The organism is Sphingomonas canaveralia, assembly GCF_047238125.1.
Classification (GTDB): domain Bacteria; phylum Pseudomonadota; class Alphaproteobacteria; order Sphingomonadales; family Sphingomonadaceae; genus JBDFMH01.
The window spans coordinates 1892144-1914423 of sequence record NZ_JBDFMH010000001.1; the positions used below are offsets into that span (position 1 = coordinate 1892144).

Here is a 22280-nt window from a genome sequence, read left to right on the forward strand (position 1 = left end):
CCTGCGCGGTGCCATCCGAACGCAGAAGGGCCGGAGGTTTCCCCCGGCCCTTCCCGTGTTCGACGCTATGGCCGAGCGGTGCGGACTTAGAAGTCCATCCCGCCCATGCCACCCATGCCGCCCATGCCGCCACCCGGCATGCCGCCGGCGGCGGCCTTGTCTTCCGGAGCGTCCGAGACGGCCGCTTCGGTGGTGATCAGCAGACCGGCGACCGAGGCCGCATCCTGCAGCGCGGTGCGGACGACCTTGGTCGGGTCGATCACGCCGGCCGTGACGAGGTTCTCGTAGGTGTCGGTCTGGGCGTTGAAGCCCTGCGTCGGATCATTGCCCTCGAGCAGCTTGCCCGAGATCACCGCACCATCATGACCGGCATTCTGCGCGATCTGGCGGACCGGCGCGTAGAGCGCCTTGCGGACGATATCGATACCGCGGGTCTGGTCGTCGTTCGCGCCCTTGAAGCCTTCCAGCGCCTTGGTGGCATAGAGCAGCGCAGTGCCGCCGCCCGGAACGATGCCTTCCTCGACCGCGGCGCGGGTCGCGTGCAGCGCGTCGTCGACGCGGTCCTTGCGCTCCTTCACCTCGACCTCGGTCGAGCCGCCGACCTTGATCACGGCAACGCCGCCGGCGAGCTTGGCAAGACGCTCCTGGAGCTTCTCCTTGTCATAGTCGCTGGTGGTGTTCTCGATCTGGCGACGGATCGCTTCCACGCGGCCCTTGATCGCATCGGACTCACCCGCGCCATCGACGATGGTGGTGTTGTCCTTGTCGATCGTGACGCGCTTGGCGGTGCCCAGCATGCCGACGGTGACGTTCTCGAGCTTGATGCCGAGGTCCTCGGAGATCATCTCGCCCTTGGTCAGGATCGCGATGTCCTCGAGCATCGCCTTGCGGCGATCGCCGAAGCCAGGCGCCTTGACGGCGGCGACCTTCAGGCCACCACGCAGCTTGTTGACGACCAGGGTCGCCAGCGCCTCACCCTCGATGTCCTCGGCGATGATCAGCAGCGGACGGCCGGACTGGACGACGGCTTCCAGGATCGGGAGCATCGCCTGCAGGTTTGACAGCTTCTTCTCGTGGATCAGGATGTAGGGGTCCTGAAGCTCGACCGACATCTTCTCGGGATTGGTGATGAAGTAGGGCGAGAGATAGCCGCGGTCGAACTGCATGCCTTCGACGACATCCAGCTCGAACTCGAGACCCTTGGCCTCCTCGACGGTGATCACGCCTTCCTTGCCGACCTTTTCCATCGCCTCGGCGATCTTCTCGCCGACGACGGTGTCGCCATTGGCCGAGATGATGCCGACCTGAGCGACTTCCTTCGAACCCGAAACCGGCTTCGAACGGCCCTTCAGATCCTCGACGACCTTGGTCACGGCCAGATCGATGCCGCGCTTCAGATCCATCGGGTTCATGCCGGCGGCAACCGACTTCATGCCCTCGCGCACGATCGCCTGGGCCAGCACGGTGGCGGTGGTGGTGCCGTCACCGGCGACGTCGTTGGTCTTCGAGGCCACTTCGCGCAGCATCTGCGCGCCCATGTTCTCGAACTTGTCCTTGAGCTCGATCTCCTTGGCGACGGTGACGCCGTCCTTGGTAATGCGCGGCGCGCCGAAGCTCTTGTCGATCACGACGTTGCGGCCCTTCGGCCCCAGTGTCACCTTCACCGCATCGGCGAGGATATCGACGCCGCGCAGGATGCGCTCGCGCGCGTCACGGCTGAATTTCACGTCCTTGGCTGCCATCTTGGCTACCCTTTCAGTCTAGAGAATTCACGAAGTTCGAACCGTCCGTGGTGGACGGCGGGGCTGGTCAGCCGACGATCCCCAGGATGTCGCTTTCCTTCATGATCAGCAGGTCTTCGCCGTTGATCTTCACCTCGGTGCCGGACCACTTGCCGAACAGGATCTTGTCGCCGGCCTTCACGTCCAGCGGGGTCACCTTGCCGGTATCGTCCTTGGCGCCGGTGCCGGCGGCGACGACTTCGCCTTCCTGCGGCTTTTCCTTCGCCGTGTCGGGAATGATGATCCCGCCTGCGGTCTTTTCCTCGGCCTCGACGCGGCGCACCAGCACGCGATCGTGCAGCGGACGGAAGTTCATGGAGTAGGCTCCTCGTTGTTCAGGGACGCCGGAATCACACCCGCCACCCCTTTGTGATTCGCTTGTTAGCACTCTGCGTGCGCGAGTGCCAACGCCGCCCATATGGGCGGCTCGAGCGCGTCGTCAAGCAGCCTGTCCCGAAAAGGACGAGGCTTTTCGACGAGACGCCCTTCGCGCCCGAACAATGGCGGCCTATATGCTGCGCATGACAGATTATACCGCGCGGCCCGATGCCTTTTCTCCCGCTCCGCCGATGCGGGGCCGTGGCGGTGCCTGGCGATTGATCCGCGCCTTCTGGAAGCTGCTGGTCGCGATCAAGGACGCGCTCGTCCTGCTGCTGCTACTGATCTTCTTCGGCACGCTGTTCGCATTGCTGTCCTATGCGCCGCAGCCCATCGCCGCGAGCAGCGGCGCGCTGGTCGTGCGGCTGGATGGCACGCTGGTCGAGCAGCCCGCCGAAGCCGATCCGTTCGCGTCGCTGGCCGGCGCCGGCCCGGTTGTGCGCGAGCATCGCCTGCGCGATCTGACGCGATCGCTCAATGCTGCGGCCAGGAGCGGTTCGGTGAAAGCGGTCGTGCTCGATCTCGACAGCTTCCTCGGGGGCGGCCAGGCCACAATCGCGGCCGCGGGCGAGGCCGTGGATCGGGTGCGGCGCGCCGGCAAGCCGGTCTTCGCTTATGCCACCGGCTATTCTGACGATGGCTATCAGCTCGCCGCGCATGCCAGCGAGATCTGGCTCGATCCGCTTGGTGCCGTGCTGGTGCAGGGTCCGGGCGGCGCGCAGCTCTATTACAAGGGGCTGCTCGACAAGCTGGGCGTCAGCCCGAAGATCTACAAGGTTGGCGCATTCAAGTCGGCGGTGGAACCCTTCATCCGCCAGGATCAGTCGCCGGAGGCGCGCGAGGCCAACCAGGCGCTGGCCGATGCGCTGTGGCAGAGCTGGCAGGACGAGGTCCGCGCCGCCCGCCCCCGCGCCGCGATCGCACCCTATGTCGCCGCGCCGCAGCTCGCACTCGCCCGGGCCGGCGGTAAAGGCGCGCAGGCCGCGCTCCAGGCTGGGCTCGTCGACAAGCTCGGCGATCGCACCGCGTTCGGCAAGCGCGTGGCGCAGGTCGCAGGTGCGGCGACCGACAAGCAGCCTGATGGCTATTCCGCGATTCCGCTCGACCGCTGGGCATCCGCAAACCCGGAAAAGGCGACCGGCGACCAGATCGGCGTGCTGACCATCGCCGGCACCATCGTCGATGGCCAGGCCGGGCCCGGCACCGCCGCCGGCGACACAATCTCTCGCCTGCTGCTGAAGGCGCTTGCCGAAAAGCCGCTCAAGGCACTCGTCGTCCGGGTCGATTCCCCGGGCGGATCGGTCGCGGCGTCCGAACGCATCCGCTCCGCCATATTGGAAGCCAAGCGGCGCGGCCTGCCGGTCGTCGTGTCGATGGGATCGCTTGCCGCGTCAGGCGGCTACTGGGTGTCGACCCCGGCCGACCGCATCTTTGCCGAGCCTTCGACGGTCACCGGCTCGATCGGCGTGTTCGGCATCATCCCCACCTTTGCCGGCACGCTCGACAAGCTGGGCCTGGCCGCGGATGGCGTGGGCACGACGCCACTGTCGGGCGAGCCCGATGTGCTGCGCGGCACCTCGCCCGTGTTCGACGCGCTGGTGCAAGGCAGCATCGAGGATATCTATCGCCGCTTCACAGGCCTGGTCGCACGATCGCGCAACCTGCCGATCACCCGCGTCGACGAGATCGGTCAAGGCCGCGTGTGGGCGGGCGGGACTGCGCGGCAGATCGGGCTCGTCGATCAGTTCGGCGGGCTCGACGATGCGATTGCGGATGCCGCGCGTCGTGCGAAGCTCGATCCGGCAAAGGTCCGTCCGGTCTTCATCGAACGCGAGCCGAGCCAGTTCCGCGAAATGGTGCGCGACCTGATCGAACCGCGCCGCGACGCCGGCGAGGACGTGGCGCTCGATCCTTTCACCCGCGCCGCGCGCCGGCCCGAAGCGATGCTGGCGATGGCGCTTGGCGATGTCCGCTCGCTGCTGGCCGGCCCGGCGATCCAGGTCCGTTGCCTCGAATGCCCGTCACCCGCCGCCGCCCCCACCCCGCGCGATCGTGCATTGCTGTCGACGTTGATCGGCCGGCTGGGCTTCTGATCCAGGGGGCGCCGCTTTCACTCGCCAAATCGGCAGCTTGCGCCGCCTTGAACCGCGGCCGAGCCTGCCGACCTGCAGGTGGAGGCCAGCAATGTATCCGTTCAAGCCCGGTCACGTCTTCGTCCGCGACTGCTGGTACGTCGCGGCCCTGTCAGCGGAATTGGACGCGGGATTCGTCGATCGCCGCATCCTGGACGAACCGCTGCTCCTGTATCGCACCGAAGCGGGCGATCCGGTGGCGATGGCAGGCCTCTGTCCGCATCGTCGCCTGCCGCTCGCGATGGGACGGCGCGTGGGCGATGCCGTGCAGTGCGCTTATCATGGCATAACCTTCGCGGCCGACGGCAGCTGCCTACGGGTGCCCACCCAAGCGAGCCCCGGCAACCAGATGCGCGTCCGCACCTATCCGGCGATTGAGCGGTGGCAGTGGATCTGGGTCTGGATGGGCGATCCCGCCGCGGCGGATCCGGCGCACATTCCCGACCATGCGGAGATGGGCTTGACCGAGGGGTGGAATGCGACCCCGGCCGAACATTATCCCGTCCCTGCCCGCTATCCGCTGCTGATCGAAAATCTCCAGGATCTCAGCCACATCAGCTTCCTCCACGGCGCCTATGTCGAAGATGCCGCCTGGACCGAGACCCCGGTCGATGTGGTTGTGAGCGAAGCGGAGCTTCGCTCGGCACGGATATCCACCGATACCGAGCTATCGGCCTTCAACGCTTGGTGCTTTCCCGATGCGGGCCCGCGGGTCGATCAGCAACTTGCATCGGTCTTCAAATCGCCGGCGCTCACCTATAGCGGCCCGGTGGTTCGGGAGACGGCAGGGGCGGACGGCGAAGGCCGCTATCTCGGTACGATGTTGGCGGTCCATGCGATCACGCCGGAAACGCCACGCTCGACCCATTATTTCTCGACCACGACCCGCGATTTCCGGCTGGGCGATGCGGAGTTCGACGCCAGGCTGCATGCGATGGACATCGAGGTGCGGATGCAGGACGTGATCGCTCTGGGCGCGATCGAACGCCAGCTTGACGACGAAAGCCGGCTCGCCCCCGAGATCTCGGTGCTTGCCGACAAGCCCGCGCTGCACGCACGCCGCATCGTCGAACGGCTGATCGCGCGCGAGCAGGCAGCCGGTCAGCGGTCGCGATAGGCCGGCAGCTTCAGCCCTCGCGCGATCGCGGCGGCGCGCAGGGCGAAGCCGGCAATCACGCCGATCGCGGCGGCCAGCGGCACCGGCAGGCCGATCAGGCTCAGCCCCACGAACGCAGCCGATGCCAGCGCCGCCGCCGTCACATAGAGTTCGGGCCGCAGCAGGATCGATGGCTCTTCAGCCAGCACATCGCGGATGATGCCGCCCATGCAGGCGGTCACCACACCCATCATCGCCGCGGGCAGCGGCGGGATGCCAAACGCGAGCGCCTTTGCGGCACCATAGACCGCATACGCCGCCAGCCCCAGCGCATCGAACCAGTCGAGCGCCTTCGGGCTCCACAGCCTGGCGGGCGTGAAATAGACGAGCGCCGCCATCGTCAGGCAGATGCCCAGCACCGCCGGCTCGTGCATCCAGAAGACCGGCGCATCGATCAACAGATCGCGCACCGTGCCGCCGCCAGTGCCGGTGACCGCGGCGAAGAACGCAAAGGTGACCAGCGTCTGACCGCGCCGCGCCGCCGCCAACGCACCGGACGCGGCGAACACGGCGATGCCCGCCATGTCGAGCAGCCGAAAGGCGAGACCGATTTCCGCCACCGCCGCGATGCCGCCCCCCGCAGCCATCTCAGCGCGTCCGATCAGGCATATTTGTCCAGGCAGGCCTGCATCACCCTGGCGGGCGGCCCTAGCTTGGCGGCCTCGCCCAAAGCATCCTTGCGCGCGGCCTGCGCTTCATCGCCCTGCGCCACGCCCTGGCGGCGGAAGCCCGATCCGATCCGCGTATCCAGCTTGCGGTTCATGGCGCCATACTCGGTCAGCTTGTCAGTGTAGAGATTGGCCTGGGCGGCCAGCGCCTTAGCCATGAACTGCCCCAGCACATAACAGCCGGTCTGCGCCTCGAGCGGATCGGCGGGCAGCGTCACATCCGCCACCTTCGTCTGCGGGAAGGCGGCGGCGCACTGCGCGACCAGCGGCTGCCATTTGCCGCCAGTGATGTCGCCTTCCAGCACCGGCATCCGCTCGACCACCTTGGTCACCCGATCCTGGGAGAATGTCTCGCCATCCTCGCCTGCCAGCAAAGCATAGTGCAGGATCTGGCCCTGCTGATCGAGGGTCAGTTCCGCCTTCAGATCCTTGGTACCAGCCCGGGCATTGGCCGCGGCGACGACCCCGCAGGTCGCCGCCTTGTCGATCGGGTCGGCGGGCAGCGCGATCTCCTTCGGACCGCAGCCCGCGAGCATGATTCCGGCCACTGCCAGCGCCGGGAAAAGCTTCATCACCTGGTTTCTCCGTCGATCGTTTCGTCTACCGAACGGCCGATCCGCCATGCCTGTTCCGCCGGCGCCGGATGGTGAAGGGCAACAGCACGAGCCCGGCCATGATGCTGGCCAACGACAGCGCCGCGGCGCCGATCAGCAACGGATGATTGAAATCCTCACGGCCGCGCCAATCCATGATGTGCAGTCCCCACATCAGGTCATAGGCGCGCCACAGCCCGGTCCGGCGCATCATGACCGCGCCGGTGCCGGCATCGACATACAGGTTGGTGCCGTCGTCCAGCCGCACCTGCCAGGCCGGCTCGTCACGCCGATAGTCGCCCGGCGGCCGCGACGGATCGACGCGTGACACACCCGCCACGCGTGCCGCGCCCGCATAATCCGCCAGCGCCAGCGCCAGCGCCGCGCGCGCGCCGATCGGCGGCAGCAGCCGCCCGGAAGCCGGACTCGCCAGCGCACCGCCGCCATCCGCGAACCGGATCACCCAGAAGGGTCGGCCCAGACGCATCTCGATGCCCAGCGACTTGATCGGGCGCGCGGCCGGCACCAGCGCCAGTCGCGGCGCAAAGCCGGCCGGGATCGCGATCGGCGCGGGCGGGCGGCGCAGATGCTCGCCGCGCACCCGTTCTATCGACGGAATCGTCATGAACAGCCCGCTGGCCACCCACAGCAGGATCTGCACGCCGACGATCCAGCCGATCCAGACATGGATCCGCGTCAGCAGCTTGCGGGGGCGCATGGCGCGGCCGGATCAGACGTGGATCGGCTTGCCCTGCACGCCCATCGCCGCTTCCTTGATCGCCTCCGAATGGGTGGGGTGCGCGTGGCAGGTATAGGCGATATCCTCGGACGTCGCGCCGAACTCCATCGCCTGTGCCACCTGCGCGATCATCGTGCCCGCCAGCGAGGTGATGATCCAGGCACCCAGCACGCGATCGGTCTTCGCATCGGCGATTACCTTCACGAAGCCCGTGGTGTCGGCGATCGTCTTGGCGCGGCTGTTGCCCGCCATCGGGAACTTGCCGACCTTGATCTCGCCCGTCTCGCGCGCCTGCTCCTCGGTCAGGCCGACACCGGCGATTTCCGGATAAGTATAGACCACGCTCGGGATCACGTCGTGGTTCACAATGCCGGTGTGACCGGCGATATTCTCGGCCACGGCCACGCCTTCGTCTTCGGCCTTGTGGGCCAGCATCGGGCCGGGCGCGACATCGCCGATCGCCCAGATGCCGGGCACCTTGGTGCGGAAGTCATGATCGATCTCGACTTGGCCGCGCTGGTTGACGGCAAGGCCAACCTTGTCCAGCCCCAGCCCTTCGGTGTTCGGCCGCCGCCCGATCGCCACCAGCACGATATCGGCCGCGATCGTCTCCGCAGCACCCCCCTGCGCGGGCTCAACCGTCAGCGACACGCCGGCGCCGTCGCGCACCGCGCCCGTCACCTTGGTCGAAAGCTTCAGATCCATGCCCTGCTTCCTGAAGATCTTGGCGGCTTCCTTGCGGATCTCGCCGTCCATCCCCGGCAGCAGCTGATCGAGATATTCGACCACCGTCACCTTCGCACCCAGCCGGCGCCAGACCGATCCCAGCTCCAGCCCGATCACGCCGCCACCGATCACCACCATGTGGCCCGGCACCTGCGACAGTTCCAGCGCGCTCGTGGAATCGACGATCGCTTCGTGATCCACCGTCACGCCCGGCAGCGGCGTCACCGTCGATCCGGTGGCGATCACGATATCCTTGGCGCGCACGGTCCGCTCGCCGACCGTCACCGTATCGGCGGAGACGAAGGTGGCGCGGCCCTTCAGCCATTCCACCTTGTTCTTCTTGAACAGAAATTCGATGCCGCCGGTCAGCCCCTTGACCGCGTCGCGCCGCTGGCCGTGCATCGCTTCCAGGTCAAGCTCGACGCCTGCAGTCTTCACGCCGAACTTCGCCAGCGTGCCGTCATGCGCTTCCTCGTACAGGTGGCTGGCGTGCAGCAGCGCCTTCGAAGGGATGCAGCCGACGTTCAGGCAGGTCCCGCCCAGCGTCTCGCGCGCCTCGGCGCACGCCACCCGCAGCCCCAGCTGCGCCGCGCGGATCGCCGCGACATAGCCGCCGGGTCCGGCACCGATCACCAGAACGTCGAAATCATAATCAGCCATCTTGCTTCCTTCCGCGTCATACCAGCGCGGGCTGGCATCTCTTGCGGCAGGAGAGTCTCCCGTCGCGGGAGACCCCGGCTCGCGCCGGGGTGACTTCATTGTTGAACCTTACAGATCGATCAGCAGCCGTGTCGGATCCTCGATCGCGTTCTTCAGCGCCACCAGGAAAGTGACTGCCTCGCGGCCGTCGATCAGGCGGTGGTCGTAGCTCAGCGCCAGATACATCATCGGCCGCGCCACGATCTGGCCGTCGATCACCACCGGCCGTTCCTCGATCCGGTGCAGACCCAGCACGGCCGACTGCGGCGGATTGATGATCGGGGTCGACATCAGCGATCCGAACACGCCGCCGTTGGAAATAGTGAAGGTGCCGCCCTTCATCTCGTCCATCTTCAGCGTGCCGTCCTTGGCGCGCTTGCCGAAATCGCCGATCGTCTTCTCGATGCTGGCCACCGACAGCGTCTGCGCATCACGGATCACCGGCACGACCAGCCCCTGCGGCGCGGAGACCGCGACCGAGATGTCGGCATAGTCGCGATAGACGATCTCGTCGCCCTCGATCGACGCATTGACCGCGGGGATGTCGCGCAGCGCCTGGCACGCGGCCTTCACGAAGAAGCCCATGAAGCCCAGCCGCACGCCATGCTTCTTCTCGAAAAGATCCTTGTACTTGGCGCGCGCGGCCATCACCTCGGTCATGTCGACGTCGTTGAACGTCGTCAGCATGGCGGCGGTGTTCTGCGCTTCCTTAAGCCGCTTGGCGACGGTCTGGCGCAGGCGCGTCATGCGGACACGTTCCTCGCGGCGCTCGCCGGTCGCCGGGGCGGCCGTCGCGGTCGGTTGGGCAGCAGCTGGCGCTGGCGCGGCGGTCGGGGCCTTCGCCTCGGCCTGCTGGTTCTGGGCGGCAGCCAGCACGTCATCCTTGGTGATGCGCCCATCGCGGCCGGTGCCGCGGATCTTGGACGGATCGAGATGATGCTCCAGCACGGCGCGCCGCACCGCCGGCGAAAGCGTCTTCGGGTTCGAATCGTCGCCCCCGTCATCGGGCGCAGCGGCAGGCTCGGCCGGCGCGGCCGCCTCCGCCTGGCCGACGGGCGTGCGGTTCTCGACGGCTGGGGTAGCCGCGCTCGCGGCGCTGGCGCCGGCATCCACGGTCGCGATCACCGCACCCACCTGCACGGTATCGCCTTCCGCCACCGCCTGCGCGCCCATCACGCCCGCCACCGGCGACGGCACTTCCACCGCGACCTTGTCCGTTTCGAGGCTGGCGATCGGCTCATCGGCCTTCACCGCCTCGCCGGGCTGCTTCAGCCATTGGCCCAGCGTCGCCTCGGTGATCGATTCACCCAGGCTCGGCACCTTCACGTCGGTCGCCATCGTCACTTGTCCTTCACGTCATGGCCGAGCGCCTCGGCGACGAGCGCCGCCTGCTGCTCGTTATGCTTGCGGGCCAGGCCCGTCGCGGTCGCGGCCGATGCCTTGCGGCCCGCATAGACGGGACGCTGCGGCTTGCCGCCCACGGTGCGCAGCACGTCCTCGATCAGCGGCTCGACGAACGTCCAGGCGCCATTGTTCTTCGGTTCCTCCTGCGCCCAGACGACCGTTTCCAGCTGCGGCATCCGCGCCAGCCGCTTCGCCAGCGCTTCGGACGGGAACGGATAGATCTGCTCGATCCGGATGATGCTGGTCGCCGTATCGCCAGCCGCATCGCGCGCATCGGCCAGATCGTAGAACAGCTTGCCGGAAACCAGCACCACCCGATTCACATCCGTATCGGCCGGCGCCTTCGGGTCGGAAAGGATCCGCATGAAGTGGCTGTCGCCGGTGAACTGGTCGATCGACGATACCGCCGCCTTGTGCCGCAGCAGCGACTTGGGCGTCATGATGATGAGCGGCTTGCGGAAATTGCGCATCAGCTGCCGGCGCAGCACGTGGAAATAATTGGCCGGCGTGGTGATGTTGCAGACCTGCAGATTATCCTCGGCGCACAGCTGCAGATAGCGCTCCAGCCGGGCCGAGCTGTGTTCCGGCCCCTGGCCTTCATAACCATGGGGCAGCAGCATCACGAGCCCGTTCACGCGCAGCCACTTGGCCTCGCCCGCGGCGATGAACTGATCGATAATCACCTGTGCGCCGTTGGCGAAATCGCCGAACTGCGCTTCCCACAGCACCAGCGTATTGGGCGCGGCGGACGCATAGCCATATTCGAAGCCCAGCACGCCGAACTCGCTCAGCGGACTGTCTAGCACCTGGAAGCGGCGATTGAGCGAGGATAGCGGAATATATTTGTGGCCGTCCTTCTGGTCGACCCACACCGCATGGCGCTGACTGAACGTGCCCCGGCCCGAATCCTGGCCGGACAGGCGGATGCCATGCCCCTGTTGCAGAAGGGTCCCGAACGCCAGCGCTTCCGCGGTCGCCCAGTCGATGCCCTCGCCGCTTTCCAGCATCTGGCGCTTGGCCTCCAGGATGCGGCCCAGCGTCTTGTGGATCGTCAGGTCGGCGGGCGGCGTCGTCAGCACCTTTGCCAGCTCGGCGATCCGCTGCGGCTCGACGCCCGTGGCCGCGGCGCGGCGCTCGGTGATCGCCTCGCGCGGCGCGGCGAAGCCCGTCCAGTCGCCCTCGAACCAGTCCGCCTTGTTGACGCGGTAGCCCTTGGCGCTTTCGAACTCGGTTTCCAGCATGCCGACGAATTCGGCAGTCTGCTGTTCGACCCAGGCATCGTCGATCAGGCCTTCGCCCTTCAGCCGCTCGGCATAGACGCGGGAGACCGGCTGGTGGCGGCGGATCTCGTCATACATCAGCGGCTGGGTGAAGCCCGGCTCATCGCCCTCGTTGTGGCCGAACCGGCGATAGCACCACATGTCGATCACGACATCGCGCTTGAAGGTCTGGCGGAACTCGGTCGCCACCTTGCACGCAAACGTCACCGCCTCGGGATCGTCGCCGTTCACGTGCAGGATCGGTGCTTGCACCATCTTCGCGATATCGCTGGGGTAGGGCGAGGAACGCGCGAATTGCGGGCTGGTGGTGAAGCCGACCTGGTTGTTGATCACGAAATGGACGGTGCCGCCGGTATTGTAGCCGGCGAGCCCGGAAAAGCCGAAGCATTCCATCACCACGCCCTGCCCCGCGAACGCGGCGTCGCCGTGCAGCAGGATCGGCATCACCTTCTCGCGCTTCAGGTCGTCGAGCTTGGTCTGCTTGGCGCGCGACTTGCCCAGCACGACCGGATCGACCGCCTCGAGATGCGAGGGGTTGGGCGCCAGGCTGAGATGCACCTTGTTGCCGTCGAACTCGCGATCGGTGGAGGTGCCGAGGTGATATTTGACATCGCCCGAACCGCCGACATCCTCCGGGTTGGCGGAGCCGCCCGCAAATTCGGAGAAGATCGCGCGATAGGGCTTGGCCATCACGTTCGACAGCACGTTCAGCCGGCCGCGGTGCGCCATGCCGATCACGACTTCGACGACGCCGCCGGCGCCGCCATATTTGATCACCGCCTCAAGCGCCGGGATCGCAGCCTCGCCGCCATCCAGGCCGAACCGCTTGGTGCCGACATATTTGCGGCCCAGGAACTTCTCCCATTCCTCGGCGTGGATCACCTTGGATAGAATCGCCTTCTTGCCCTCGGGCGTGAAGCTGATCGCCTTGTCGCGGCCCTCGATCCGCTCCTGCAGGAAGCGCCGCTCCTCGACGTCGCCGATATGCATATATTCGATGCCGACATGGCTGCAGTAATTCGCGCGCAGGATCTCGACCAGCTCGCGCACTGTCGCGGTTTCCAGCCCCAGGGTTCCGCCCAGATAGATTGGCCGATCGAGATCGCTGGCGAAGAAGCCATGGAATTCCGGGGCGAGGTCGGCCGGCAGGTCCGGCCTGGCCAAGCCCAGCGGATCGAGATCGGCGGCCAGATGCCCGCGCACGCGATAGGTGCGGATCAGCATCATCGCGCGGATCGAATCGGCCAGCGCCTGCTGCATGTCTGCAGTCGACGGCTGGGCGGCGGCCGGAGATGCTGAGACGGCGGCGGGCTTTGCAGGCGCAGCCTTGGCCGGCACCACCGACTGGGTGGGGTCCAGCGCGGCAGTCAGCGCGTCGGTCTCGACCGGCGGCCAGCCCTTGCGCTGCCAGCTCGGCCCGCTCACTGCCTGCTCCAGCCCGGCGAAGTAACGCCGCCAGCCCGGCTCCACGCTATCGGGCGACGCCCGGAACTGCGCGTGCAGCGCCTCCGCGAAGGAGGGGCTCACCCCCTCCAGCTCATCGAACGCCTGGCCTTCGTAACCCATGATCTCGTCCTCGCGCACCCGGCGCCTGATATGGGACGCCGGGCGGCCGGCGTCACCCTGTTTCGCCCGCCCGCGCGGGCGATCACCTCACCCCTTGAGCAGCGCGGACAGCGTGGTGCCCAGTTCCGACGGGCTGGGGCTGACGCGAATGCCGGCCGCTTCCATCGCGGCGATCTTGTCCTCGGCACCACCCTGGCCGCCGGAAACGATCGCGCCGGCATGGCCCATGCGCCGGCCGGGGGGCGCGGTGCGGCCAGCGATGAAGCCGACCATCGGCTTCTTGCGGCCGCGACGCGCCTCGTCCTGCAGGAATTGCGCGGCTTCTTCCTCGGCCGATCCGCCGATTTCGCCGATCATGATGATCGACTTGGTCGCCTCGTCGGCCAGGAACAGCTCGAGCACGTCGATGAAGTTGGTGCCGTTCACCGGATCGCCGCCGATGCCGACCGCGGTCGTCTGGCCCAGCCCCTCGTTGGTTGTCTGGAACACCGCCTCGTAGGTTAGCGTGCCCGAACGCGAGACGACGCCGACCGAACCCTTCGAGAAGATGGAACCCGGCATGATGCCGATCTTGCATTCGCCCGGCGTCAGCACGCCCGGGCAGTTCGGGCCGATCAGCCGGCTCTTCGAGCCCTGCAGCGCGCGCTTCACGCGCACCATGTCCAGCACCGGCACGCCCTCGGTGATCGCCACGATCAGCGGCACCTCGGCATCGATCGCCTCGAGGATCGAGTCCGCGGCGAAGGGCGGCGGCACATAGATCACCGATGCGTTGGCGCCGGTCGCCGCGACGGCCTCCGCCACCGTGTCGAAGTTCGGCAGCCCCAGCTCCTCATGCGTGGTGCCGCCCTTGCCCGGCGTCACCCCGCCGACCATCTGCGTGCCATAATCCAGCGCGGCCTTCGTGTGGAAAGTGCCGGTCTTGCCGGTCATCCCCTGGGTGATGACCTTGGTGTTCTTGTCGACGAGAATTGCCATATGGCGTCCTTCGGTCCTGTGCTTACGCTAGTATGCGACGTAAATGTGCATGCTGTTCTTCGCGCCGCTAGCGAGAGAACGCGTGAATACTTCACCCCGAACCGGATGCCTTTCCGGCGCGATCTTACCCGCAAATTCGAAATAATGGACAAGATCGACACTTTTGCCGCCGATGCCGAACGTCTTGAAAGCGACCTTCAACGAGTCAGCGTACGGCATCGCGTTCGCAACATCATCGACCACCAGCGCACAAAGGTGCGCATACCGGCGCTTCACCGGAAAGCTGGCAAGGACGACACGAGCCGGACGGTTGTCGACCGTCGCAGACCACTGCTCCGCAGCTTCGGGCTTTGAGAAGTCATAGTTCTTGTTGATGGACCTGGAGATGCCAAGCTTATCGACACTCACCGATAATGACGCATCCTTCGTCCAACCCGCCGAAGCCAGAGCGACCGGCCGAGCGGCCGCATCTACGCCTCCGCTTAAGCAGACGCGCTCGAAAGTCGCGACGGCGCTTGGCAATTCTGCCACCGGTTCCGCCTGGGCCGATGAGGCAACCATACCGGCGAGAGCCATGAAAACGGCAAGCCGCATCACGCGAGGCTCTCGTCGATCCCCTTGCACGCCTCCAGCAGCTCCTTCACCGCGTCGACCGAAACCTGCAGGTTGCCCTTGGCTTCCTCGTCCAGATCGATCTCGACGATCTTCTCCACGCCGCCCGCGCCGATCATCACCGGCACGCCGACATAGAGGCCGTCGAGCCCGTACTGGCCCTCGACATAGGCCGCGCACGGCAGGATCCGCTTCTGGTCGTTCAGATAGGCTTCCGCCATCGCGATGCCGCTGGTGGCCGGCGCGTAATAGGCGGAACCGGTCTTCAGCAGCGCGACGATCTCGCCGCCGCCGCCGCGGGTGCGCTTGACGATCGCGTCGATCCGCTCCTGCGTCGAAAGGCCCAGCTTCACGAGATCGGGCACGGGGATGCCGTTGACGGTGGAATATTGCACCACCGGCACCATCGTGTCGCCATGGCCGCCCAGCACGAAGGTATTGACGTCCTTCACCGACACCTGGAATTCGTCCGCTAGGAAATGGCTGAAGCGCGCGCTGTCCAGCACGCCCGCCATGCCGACGACCTTGTTGTGCGGCAGGCCCGAAAATTCGCGCAGCGCCCAGACCATCGCGTCGAGCGGGTTGGTGATGCAGATCACGAACGCATCCGGCGCGTTGGCCTTGATGCCCTCGCCTACCGCCTTCATCACCTTGAGGTTGATGCCGAGCAGGTCGTCACGGCTCATGCCCGGCTTGCGGGCGACGCCGGCGGTGACGATGATGACGTCCGCGCCTGCGATATCGGCATAGTCGTTCGAACCGGTGACCTTGGCGTCCCAGCCCTCGATCGGGCCGCACTGGCTCAGGTCGAGCGCCTTGCCCTGCGGTACGCCCTCGACAACGTCGAACAGCACGACGTCGCCCAGTTCCTTTTTGGCCGCAAGATGCGCGAGCGTGCCGCCGATATTGCCTGCGCCGATCAGCGCGATCTTCTTTCTGGCCATGGGGCTCCCCTGAACGAGTTTTGGCAAGCGATCGCAGCGCGCGCGCACGCGCCCACGGTCCGTGCCGGGTCGCTTAGCCCCGCGATGCCGGGGGGGCAACCGGCGAAATCGCAGGGTTGCGAAGAGATTCGGCGGTAAGGGGAAGCTCCGCTTGACACAGCGATCCGGTGTATCGCCCATGCGAAAAGGCCCGCCACCCGGTGGCGAGGCCCTTCCGATCCGCAGTTTGCGAAAGATCAGGCGGTAGCGAGGCGCACGCTGCGGCGGCGCATCGCGCCACCGACGAGGCCGAAGCCGCCGATCATCAGCGCCCAAGCCGCAGGCTCGGGGACCGCGGTCACCGACACGGCATCGAGGAAGATGCCCTGGTTGCCCGCGCCACTGGTGTCGGCGAAGCTCAGCGTGGTGGCGCCGGTCGCCAGGAAATCGACCGAGATCGTCTGCCAGTTCGGGTTGGCGCTAGTGCCGCCGCTGGCCGTCACGCTGCCGGTGACGCCCCCGATGCTGTAGGTCGCCGAAAACGGACCGCTGCTGTCCGTGTTGTTGGTATAGGCAAACGTCAGCCGATAGAGGCCAGTGCCCGTCGCGATCTGCTGCGAGATCGAACCGGTCGAGACACCGGTGCCGACCAGATCGAGCGCCTGGGTGCCATCGAACGCCACATAGGGCGGCTGCAGGACGACATCGACATTGCCGGTATCGACCGACCAGCCCGGCAGCTGATTGCCCGAAAGGGTCGTGAAGTTGCCGGTGCTGATCGGATCTTCGAAGCTGCCATTCGTTACGAGGTTGACGGCGGCGCTCGCTGAAGAGGTGCCCAGCGCGATCGCGATCACGGCTGCCAGCGGAAGAAGCCCGGTGGTGCGCATAACAATCTCCCCACATCTATCGTTGAGGAAATCTATACTTCAAACGCCAAATGTTCTCAACGCACTCTTCCGGATCGGAGTCTCGAATCGAAACAGGACTACGGCAGTTCTTCAAACCTGCAAGACATGCAAAGAAAAGGGCCCCGCCGGTCTTCCGGCGAGGCCCTTTTTACTTGAGAGACAACCAGTTAGGCGATCGCCATACCAGCGGTGCGCCGGCGGCGCATCGTGCCGCCGACCGCGCCGAAGCCGCCGATCATCAGCGCCCAGGTCGCGGGCTCCGGCACCGCGGTCAGGCTGAAGTTCACTGCGGTCGAGTCGTTGTAATAGGAGAACTGCTTGTCGATGTAGAAGCCGACCACATCGCCCGCCGTCAGTGACAGCTGACCTGACGCCGAATAGGAGGTGCCGAACGGACCCGTCAGCGACACGCTCGAGGTCTGGCCGGACGGCAGCAGGAAGCCGGTGATGCCGACGCCAGTCGGCGTGTCGTCGATCAGGGTAGCGCTGGCGCTCAGACTGTAGAGGCCGCTGGTCTGCACGAGATAGGCCACGAACACCGACTCGAGGTTGGTGCCGCTGTTGAACGCTTCCGGACCCGGGTGGAACACCAGCGCATCACCCGGAACGTTGACCGTGCCGAACTCATTGGCGCCGATCGTCGATTTGTAGACGCCGGGCAGAAAATCGCCCTGCGAGCTCGGCAGCGCCACCTGCAGACAGATGCTGTTGGCGATCACGCAGTTGGTGTTGCTGGTGAACAGCGAGGATCCGGCAATCGTGCCATCCGTGGTGCCATAATAGAAGCCACCGGCGCCCTGTGTGCCATCGAAGCTGGTGAAGGCGTCGAAGGTCGCGGCCTGAGCGGCAACGCTCGCACCCATCGCGAAGGCAGCAGCCGCTGCCAGTTTGAAAAATTTCGCCATCTGGTCCTGTCCCTGTCCTCGATGGGCCCCACACCACATCGATCAAGGTCTGAATAATCGATGAATTGAAAGGGTCCACGCCTTTTCTGCGCGACTTGCCAGTTATTTGCCCCATTTCGGGATCGACCTATCCGGTCAGTCGGCGCCATGCCCTTCGGCAAGGTAATCGGCCGACTGCATCTCCATCAGCCGGCTTACCGTTCGCTCGAATTCGAATGCGCCGTCACCAGCGGGGTAGAGCGCGGCCGGGGCGGCGTCGGCCGCGGCAATCAGCTTGACCTTATATTCGTAGAACGCATCGATCAGCACCTTGAAGCGCGCCGCCTCGTTGCGATTGTCGGGGCCGAGCACGGGAATGCCGACGATCAGCACCGTGTGATAGGCACGCGCGATCGCCAGATAGTCCGCCGCGCCGCGGGCTTCGCCGCACAGCCGCTTGAAAGAGAAGACCGCGACGCCCTTCAGGCTCTTGGGCACATGGATCGTCCGCCCGCCCGCGATCGGCAGGTCTATCGCCGGCACGTGACGCGCATCCTCCGGCGGGTAATCGGTCATCCGGAAGAAGGCGGCGCGCATCGCTTCAGTCGCCTGCGGGCCGTTGGGCACATACCAGGTCGGCATGCCCGCCATGCGCTGCATCCGGTAATCGGTCGGCCCATCGAGCGCGATCACGTCCAGTCGTTGCTCGACCAACGCGATGAACGGCAGGAAATGCTCGCGATTCAGCCCATCCTTGTAGAGATCCGATGGTGCCCGATTGGACGTCGCCACCACCACCACTCCCGCCGCGATCAGCCCCGTGAACAGGCGGCTGAGGATCATCGCATCGGCTGAATTATTGACGACCATCTCGTCGAACGCCAGCAGCCGGGCCTCGGTCGCCAGCGCCTCCACCACCGGCGTGATCGGATCGCCCTTCTCCTTGGCGCGCTCGACCCGCAGCCGATCATGCACCTCGATCATGAACTCGTGGAAATGCACGCGACGCTTGGCCGGGATCGTCACGCAATCGAAGAACAGATCCATCAGCATGGATTTGCCGCGACCGACCCCGCCCCACAGATAGATACCCCGAGGCGGCTCCGGCGCACGCTTCAGCATCCGCCACAGCACAGACCCGCGGGTCGGCGCCTGATTCAGCGCGATCGCGAGCGCATCGAGCCGATCGACGGTGGCGCGCTGATCGGGGTCGGGGCGCAATTCGCCCTTGGCGACCAGAGTATCATAAAGTGCGAGGACGCTGGTCATCGCACCGGCGAAGGCTTGCGGATCGTGCCCGAAAAAGCCGCCACGCGGGTCTCATCCTGCTGGACGATGCCGCGCATGAAGACCATGCGGCCGGTTTCGCGCAGGATCTCGGTAACCGCATCGAGCGGGCGGTCGAGCCGACCGGGGCTCAGGAACTGGGTGTTCAGATCGATCGTGGCACCCCCGCCGATCGCCGCGATGCCGCAGGCCCGCGCACCGCCGAACAGCGCGATATCGATCAGCGACAGGATCACGCCGCCATGCACGCCATTCGCCAGATTGCCGTGGCCGCGCGTGGGGATCATCCGTAGCCGCGCCACGGCATCGCCTTCGCGCCGTACTTTCAGCGCGCCCAGCACAGCGTTGAAACGGGTCTCGTCCTTCATGTCCCAGCGCGACCAGCCGGGCTCGCCCGGAATCGGGTCGTCGTGGAAATGGAGATCGGCCATCCGCGTCGATCAGATCTGGCGTTCGACCACCATCTTCTTGACCTCGGCGATGGCGCGCGCCGGGCTCAGCCCCTTGGGGCACACGTTCGAGCAGTTCATGATCGTATGGCAGCGATAGAGCCGGAACGGATCCTCGAGCTCGTCGAGCCGCTCACCGGTATATTCATCGCGGCTGTCTGCCAGCCAACGATAGGCCTGCAGCAGGATCGCGGGACCCAGGAACTTGTCGCTGTTCCACCAGTAGCTCGGGCAGCTCGTCGAGCAGCAGGCGCACAGGATGCACTCGTACAGGCCGTCCAGCTTGGCGCGGTCGTCCGGGCTCTGCAGCCGTTCCTTGCCGGAAGGCGCGGGCGTCACCGTCTTCAGCCAAGGCTGGATTGAGGCATATTGCGCGTAGAAATGGGTGAAGTCGGGCACCAGGTCCTTGATCACGTCCATGTGCGGCAGCGGCGTGATCCGCACCTCGCCCTTCACGTCGTCGATCGCCTTGGTGCAGGCCAGCGTGTTGGTGCCATCGATATTCATCGAGCAGGATCCGCAAATGCCCTCGCGGCAGGAGCGGCGGAAGGTGAGCGAGGGATCCTGCTCGCTCTTCATCTTGATCAGCGCGTCGAGCACCATCGGCCCGCACGTGTCGAGATCGACCTCGAACTGGTCGTAGCGCGGATTCTCGCCCGAATCGGGATCGTAGCGATAGACCTTGAAGTTCTTGACCCGTTTCGCGTCCGCCGCGGCCTTGTGGACCTTGCCCTTCGGCTTGATCTTGCTGTTCTTCGGCAGTGCGAACTCGGCCATGACATGTCCTCGATCTTTCGACCGAGCCGATAGCGGCTGTCCGCGCCGAGCGGAAGCCCGCTACCGCCTTTTTTGGCCGCGGTGCAGCGCGATCCTTTGGATAGTTGCCTCGCCGGCGGGTAGCCGACTAGGTCGCCACAGCGGACGGGGGAGCGGGCGATGCGGCTTGGGGACTGCCAGAATGTCGAAGATTTCAGGCGACTGGCAAAGGCCCGCCTGCCCGGTCCGATCTTCCACTATATCGATGGCGCCGCCGACGACGAACTGACCCGGCGCCGCAACACCGCTGCTTATGACGACTGCGATCTGGTCCCGAACGTGCTGGCCGGGGTCGACAGCGTCGACACGCGCGTGACGGTGATGGGCCGCGAGATCGCGATGCCGCTGTTCCTCTCGCCGACGGCATTGCAGCGGCTGTTCCATTGGCAGGGCGAGCGCGGAGTGGCGCGCGCGGCGGAGAAGTTCGGCACCTTCTTCGGTATTTCCAGCCTCGCCACCGTCAGCATCGAGGAGATCGGCGAGAGCATCGCCAGCCCCAAGCTGTTCCAGCTCTACGTCCACAAGGACCAGGGGCTCAATCGCGCGATGGTGGATCGCTGCAAGGCCGCCAGCTTCGATGCGATCGCGCTGACCGTCGATACGATCGTCGGCGGCAACCGCGAGCGCTGCCTGCGCACCGGCTTCACCTCGCCGCCCCGGCTCACCCCCTCGTCCGCCATCAGCTTCGCAACGCACCCGCGCTGGACGCTGGATTATCTGCTGCGCGAGAAGTTCGAGCTGTCCAACCTGAAGGATCATGTCTCCGAAGGGACCGACGTCGCGCTGTCGGTCGCCGACTATTTCAACACCATGCTGGATCAGCGGCTGGACTGGGCGATGGCTGAGAAGATCCGTGTCGATTGGGGCGGACAATTCTGCCTGAAAGGCGTGATGTCGGTGGCCGATGCACGCCGCGCAGTCGATATCGGCGCGACCGCGATCATGGTCTCCAACCATGGCGGCCGCCAGCTCGACGGCAGCCGCGCACCCTTCGATCAGCTTGCCGAGATCGTCGATGCCGTCGGCGATCGGATCGACGTCATCTGCGACGGCGGCATCACCCGCGGCAGCCATGTGCTGAAGGCGCTATCGGTGGGTGCCAAGGCCTGCTCGGGCGGCCGGCTGTATCTTTATGCGTTGGCCGCGGCCGGCCAAGCCGGAGTCGAGCGCATCCTGACCCGGCTCCAGGCCGAGATCGAGCGCGATATGAAGCTGATGGGCGTGCGTCGCGTGGGCGACCTAAGCCGCGAGAATCTGCGCTGGCGCTGAGGTCTGACGGTCGAGCAGACAGTGACGATCTAGGCTTTCTGCCAGGATCGTCTCGATCAGCTGTGCTTGCGTCCATCCCGCCAGCTGCGCGGACCGGCCATAGACTTTCCGCGACCACAGATTGCAGTTGAGGTTCACCTCCAGCATCACCACTTCGCCGCGGTCCAGATCGAGCCGGAATTCGTAGCGGCCATAATCGAACGGCCGGAACGCACCGACCATCCTGCGGGTGAGCGCATCGATCTTCGGCTGCCATTCGGCGTCGTCGAACGCGACCAGCCGATACTTCTGCGCGCGATCGACCAGGTCGCGCTTCTCGTAATAGGTGCGCAGGTGCGCGGGATCGGCCTGCTCGAACAGCATCATTGGCATCACGACTGGCTCGCCGCCGATGGTGATCACGGGCACCTCGACGTCCGATCCGTTGACGAACGGTTCCACCAACGCATCGTGGCCCATGTCGTGGATCGCGGCGACGGCATGGCGCACGCCGGCCCAGTCGCCCGCATCGCCGACGCCCCAGGATGCGGACGAGGCATTCGGCTTGATCACATAGCGCGCCGCCTTCGGGCAGCGATCAGGCGTCACCGGCGCACCGCGGCGATAGATTGCCCAGGGCGCGGTCGACACGCCGCGCGCCACTGCCTCCAGCTTGGTCGCATGCTTGTCGTCAGAAATGCCGCGCAAGATCGGCGATGCGCCAAGGAACGGTATGCCGAGCCGCGTGCAGAGCAGCGGCAGCATCATTTCAGAATTCAGGAAGCCGCCGCGATTGAGCAGCGGGAACACGAAATCGACCTGCGGATCGTCGAACAGCGCCTCGTAGCGATCCTCCAGCACCAGGTTCAGCCTCAGCCCCTCCAGGATCGTTCGAACCTCGTGGTGATACAGCGCGTGATTGCCGTCCTCTGGGTGCAGCCCCCCGCCCCACTTGGCGTGCTTGGCGATGAACATGATCCGCAGGCGATCCTTCGCCTCCTGCGGAATGATGCGCGGCTGGTGAGCAGTGTGCGGCATGTCGCGATGTCA

Annotated in this window: 20 protein-coding genes; 3 read left to right on the forward strand and 17 right to left on the reverse strand. The window is 66.0% G+C overall.

Annotation, left to right across the window (positions count from 1 at the left end):
- Nucleotides 1-86: 86 nt before the first annotated feature.
- On the reverse strand, nt 87-1742 hold the full coding sequence (groL, locus tag ABC347_RS09395) for a chaperonin GroEL (RefSeq protein ID WP_413245470.1): 1656 nt from the start codon (nt 1740-1742) through the stop codon (nt 87-89).
- Between the two features lie 67 nt (nt 1743-1809).
- Nucleotides 1810-2097 carry a co-chaperone GroES gene (groES, locus tag ABC347_RS09400; protein WP_413245471.1) on the reverse strand — a complete coding sequence of 96 codons (288 nt, stop codon included), beginning with the start codon at nt 2095-2097 and terminating at the stop codon, nt 1810-1812.
- 253 nt (nt 2098-2350) lie between these two features.
- On the opposite strand from groES, the gene sppA reads away from it, so the two are divergent.
- Together sppA and ABC347_RS09410 are read left to right on the forward strand one after the other, a co-directional pair.
- Entirely contained in the window at nt 2351-4252 is a 1902-nt protein-coding gene (gene sppA / locus ABC347_RS09405) for a signal peptide peptidase SppA (protein ID WP_413247027.1), read from the forward strand.
- A 91-nt stretch (nt 4253-4343) separates the two neighbouring features.
- Entirely contained in the window at nt 4344-5408 is a 1065-nt protein-coding gene (locus ABC347_RS09410; protein ID WP_413245472.1) for a Rieske 2Fe-2S domain-containing protein, read from the forward strand.
- Here the strand turns inward: ABC347_RS09410 and ABC347_RS09415 are convergent.
- The 14 genes from ABC347_RS09415 to ABC347_RS09480 form a co-directional block, all read right to left on the reverse strand.
- Nucleotides 5393-6034: a trimeric intracellular cation channel family protein gene (locus tag ABC347_RS09415; RefSeq protein ID WP_413245473.1), complete on the reverse strand. Its 642-nt coding sequence runs from the start codon at nt 6032-6034 to the stop codon at nt 5393-5395. The two genes, ABC347_RS09410 and ABC347_RS09415, sit on opposite strands and share 16 nt — an antisense overlap.
- A 14-nt stretch (nt 6035-6048) precedes the next feature.
- Nucleotides 6049-6687 (reverse strand): hypothetical protein, encoded by a 639-nt coding sequence (locus tag ABC347_RS09420; RefSeq protein ID WP_413247028.1) that lies wholly within the window; start codon nt 6685-6687, stop codon nt 6049-6051.
- A 28-nt stretch (nt 6688-6715) separates the two neighbouring features.
- The gene (locus ABC347_RS09425) at nt 6716-7426 is read right to left on the reverse strand and encodes a hypothetical protein (RefSeq protein WP_413245474.1); all 711 of its coding nucleotides are present in this window, start codon (nt 7424-7426) and stop codon (nt 6716-6718) included.
- 12 nt (nt 7427-7438) lie between these two features.
- Nucleotides 7439-8833, reverse strand: coding sequence for a dihydrolipoyl dehydrogenase (lpdA, locus tag ABC347_RS09430; RefSeq protein WP_413245475.1), 1395 nt, complete (start codon nt 8831-8833; stop codon nt 7439-7441).
- 108 nt (nt 8834-8941) lie between these two features.
- Nucleotides 8942-10210: a 2-oxoglutarate dehydrogenase complex dihydrolipoyllysine-residue succinyltransferase gene (odhB, locus tag ABC347_RS09435; protein WP_413245476.1), complete on the reverse strand. Its 1269-nt coding sequence runs from the start codon at nt 10208-10210 to the stop codon at nt 8942-8944.
- 2 nt (nt 10211-10212) lie between these two features.
- Nucleotides 10213-13122 carry a 2-oxoglutarate dehydrogenase E1 component gene (locus ABC347_RS09440; protein ID WP_413247029.1) on the reverse strand — a complete coding sequence of 970 codons (2910 nt, stop codon included), beginning with the start codon at nt 13120-13122 and terminating at the stop codon, nt 10213-10215.
- 87 nt (nt 13123-13209) lie between these two features.
- On the reverse strand, nt 13210-14100 hold the full coding sequence (sucD, locus tag ABC347_RS09445; RefSeq protein WP_413245477.1) for a succinate--CoA ligase subunit alpha: 891 nt from the start codon (nt 14098-14100) through the stop codon (nt 13210-13212).
- Nucleotides 14101-14127: 27 nt separating this feature from the next.
- Entirely contained in the window at nt 14128-14697 is a 570-nt protein-coding gene (locus tag ABC347_RS09450) for a hypothetical protein (protein WP_413245478.1), read from the reverse strand.
- Nucleotides 14694-15656 carry a malate dehydrogenase gene (gene mdh, locus ABC347_RS09455; RefSeq protein WP_413245479.1) on the reverse strand — a complete coding sequence of 321 codons (963 nt, stop codon included), beginning with the start codon at nt 15654-15656 and terminating at the stop codon, nt 14694-14696. The genes ABC347_RS09450 and mdh overlap by 4 nt, the downstream gene beginning before the upstream one ends.
- A 236-nt stretch (nt 15657-15892) precedes the next feature.
- Nucleotides 15893-16525 carry a PEPxxWA-CTERM sorting domain-containing protein gene (locus ABC347_RS09460; RefSeq protein ID WP_413245480.1) on the reverse strand — a complete coding sequence of 211 codons (633 nt, stop codon included), beginning with the start codon at nt 16523-16525 and terminating at the stop codon, nt 15893-15895.
- A 188-nt stretch (nt 16526-16713) separates the two neighbouring features.
- Entirely contained in the window at nt 16714-17451 is a 738-nt protein-coding gene (locus ABC347_RS09465; protein ID WP_413245481.1) for a PEPxxWA-CTERM sorting domain-containing protein, read from the reverse strand.
- A gap of 135 nt (nt 17452-17586) precedes the next feature.
- Nucleotides 17587-18699 carry a cell division protein ZapE gene (zapE, locus tag ABC347_RS09470; protein ID WP_413245482.1) on the reverse strand — a complete coding sequence of 371 codons (1113 nt, stop codon included), beginning with the start codon at nt 18697-18699 and terminating at the stop codon, nt 17587-17589.
- Nucleotides 18696-19148, reverse strand: coding sequence for a PaaI family thioesterase (locus ABC347_RS09475; protein WP_413245483.1), 453 nt, complete (start codon nt 19146-19148; stop codon nt 18696-18698). Before ABC347_RS09475 ends, zapE begins: the two co-directional genes overlap by 4 nt.
- Nucleotides 19149-19157: 9 nt before the next feature.
- Nucleotides 19158-19943 (reverse strand): succinate dehydrogenase iron-sulfur subunit, encoded by a 786-nt coding sequence (locus tag ABC347_RS09480; protein ID WP_413245484.1) that lies wholly within the window; start codon nt 19941-19943, stop codon nt 19158-19160.
- Nucleotides 19944-20102: 159 nt separating this feature from the next.
- Between ABC347_RS09480 and ABC347_RS09485 the strand changes: the two genes are divergently transcribed.
- Entirely contained in the window at nt 20103-21251 is a 1149-nt protein-coding gene (locus tag ABC347_RS09485; protein ID WP_413245485.1) for an alpha-hydroxy acid oxidase, read from the forward strand.
- Here ABC347_RS09485 and ABC347_RS09490 read toward each other — a convergent pair.
- Nucleotides 21222-22268, reverse strand: coding sequence for a D-alanine--D-alanine ligase family protein (locus ABC347_RS09490; RefSeq protein WP_413245486.1), 1047 nt, complete (start codon nt 22266-22268; stop codon nt 21222-21224). The two genes, ABC347_RS09485 and ABC347_RS09490, sit on opposite strands and share 30 nt — an antisense overlap.
- Nucleotides 22269-22280 lie beyond the last annotated feature (12 nt).

Excerpts from the sequence above, each read along its gene's own strand:
- ABC347_RS09415 (WP_413245473.1), bottom strand. The coding sequence starts at position 6,034 with ATGGCTGCGGGGGGCGGCATCGCGGCGGTGGCGGAAATCGGTCTCGCC.
- ABC347_RS09460 (WP_413245480.1), bottom strand. The coding sequence starts at position 16,525 with ATGCGCACCACCGGGCTTCTTCCGCTGGCAGCCGTGATCGCGATCGCG.
- ABC347_RS09420 (WP_413247028.1), bottom strand. The coding sequence starts at position 6,687 with ATGAAGCTTTTCCCGGCGCTGGCAGTGGCCGGAATCATGCTCGCGGGC.
- ABC347_RS09410 (WP_413245472.1), top strand. The coding sequence starts at position 4,344 with ATGTATCCGTTCAAGCCCGGTCACGTCTTCGTCCGCGACTGCTGGTAC.
- mdh (WP_413245479.1), bottom strand. The coding sequence starts at position 15,656 with ATGGCCAGAAAGAAGATCGCGCTGATCGGCGCAGGCAATATCGGCGGC.
- ABC347_RS09475 (WP_413245483.1), bottom strand. The coding sequence starts at position 19,148 with ATGGCCGATCTCCATTTCCACGACGACCCGATTCCGGGCGAGCCCGGC.
- zapE (WP_413245482.1), bottom strand. The coding sequence starts at position 18,699 with ATGACCAGCGTCCTCGCACTTTATGATACTCTGGTCGCCAAGGGCGAA.
- ABC347_RS09485 (WP_413245485.1), top strand. The coding sequence starts at position 20,103 with ATGCGGCTTGGGGACTGCCAGAATGTCGAAGATTTCAGGCGACTGGCA.
- sppA (WP_413247027.1), top strand. The coding sequence starts at position 2,351 with ATGCGGGGCCGTGGCGGTGCCTGGCGATTGATCCGCGCCTTCTGGAAG.
- groES (WP_413245471.1), bottom strand. The coding sequence starts at position 2,097 with ATGAACTTCCGTCCGCTGCACGATCGCGTGCTGGTGCGCCGCGTCGAG.
- ABC347_RS09440 (WP_413247029.1), bottom strand. The coding sequence starts at position 13,122 with ATGGGTTACGAAGGCCAGGCGTTCGATGAGCTGGAGGGGGTGAGCCCC.
- ABC347_RS09425 (WP_413245474.1), bottom strand. The coding sequence starts at position 7,426 with ATGCGCCCCCGCAAGCTGCTGACGCGGATCCATGTCTGGATCGGCTGG.
- ABC347_RS09480 (WP_413245484.1), bottom strand. The coding sequence starts at position 19,943 with ATGGCCGAGTTCGCACTGCCGAAGAACAGCAAGATCAAGCCGAAGGGC.
- ABC347_RS09465 (WP_413245481.1), bottom strand. The coding sequence starts at position 17,451 with ATGGCGAAATTTTTCAAACTGGCAGCGGCTGCTGCCTTCGCGATGGGT.
- groL (WP_413245470.1), bottom strand. The coding sequence starts at position 1,742 with ATGGCAGCCAAGGACGTGAAATTCAGCCGTGACGCGCGCGAGCGCATC.
- lpdA (WP_413245475.1), bottom strand. The coding sequence starts at position 8,833 with ATGGCTGATTATGATTTCGACGTTCTGGTGATCGGTGCCGGACCCGGC.
- odhB (WP_413245476.1), bottom strand. The coding sequence starts at position 10,210 with ATGGCGACCGACGTGAAGGTGCCGAGCCTGGGTGAATCGATCACCGAG.
- sucD (WP_413245477.1), bottom strand. The coding sequence starts at position 14,100 with ATGGCAATTCTCGTCGACAAGAACACCAAGGTCATCACCCAGGGGATG.
- ABC347_RS09490 (WP_413245486.1), bottom strand. The coding sequence starts at position 22,268 with ATGCCGCACACTGCTCACCAGCCGCGCATCATTCCGCAGGAGGCGAAG.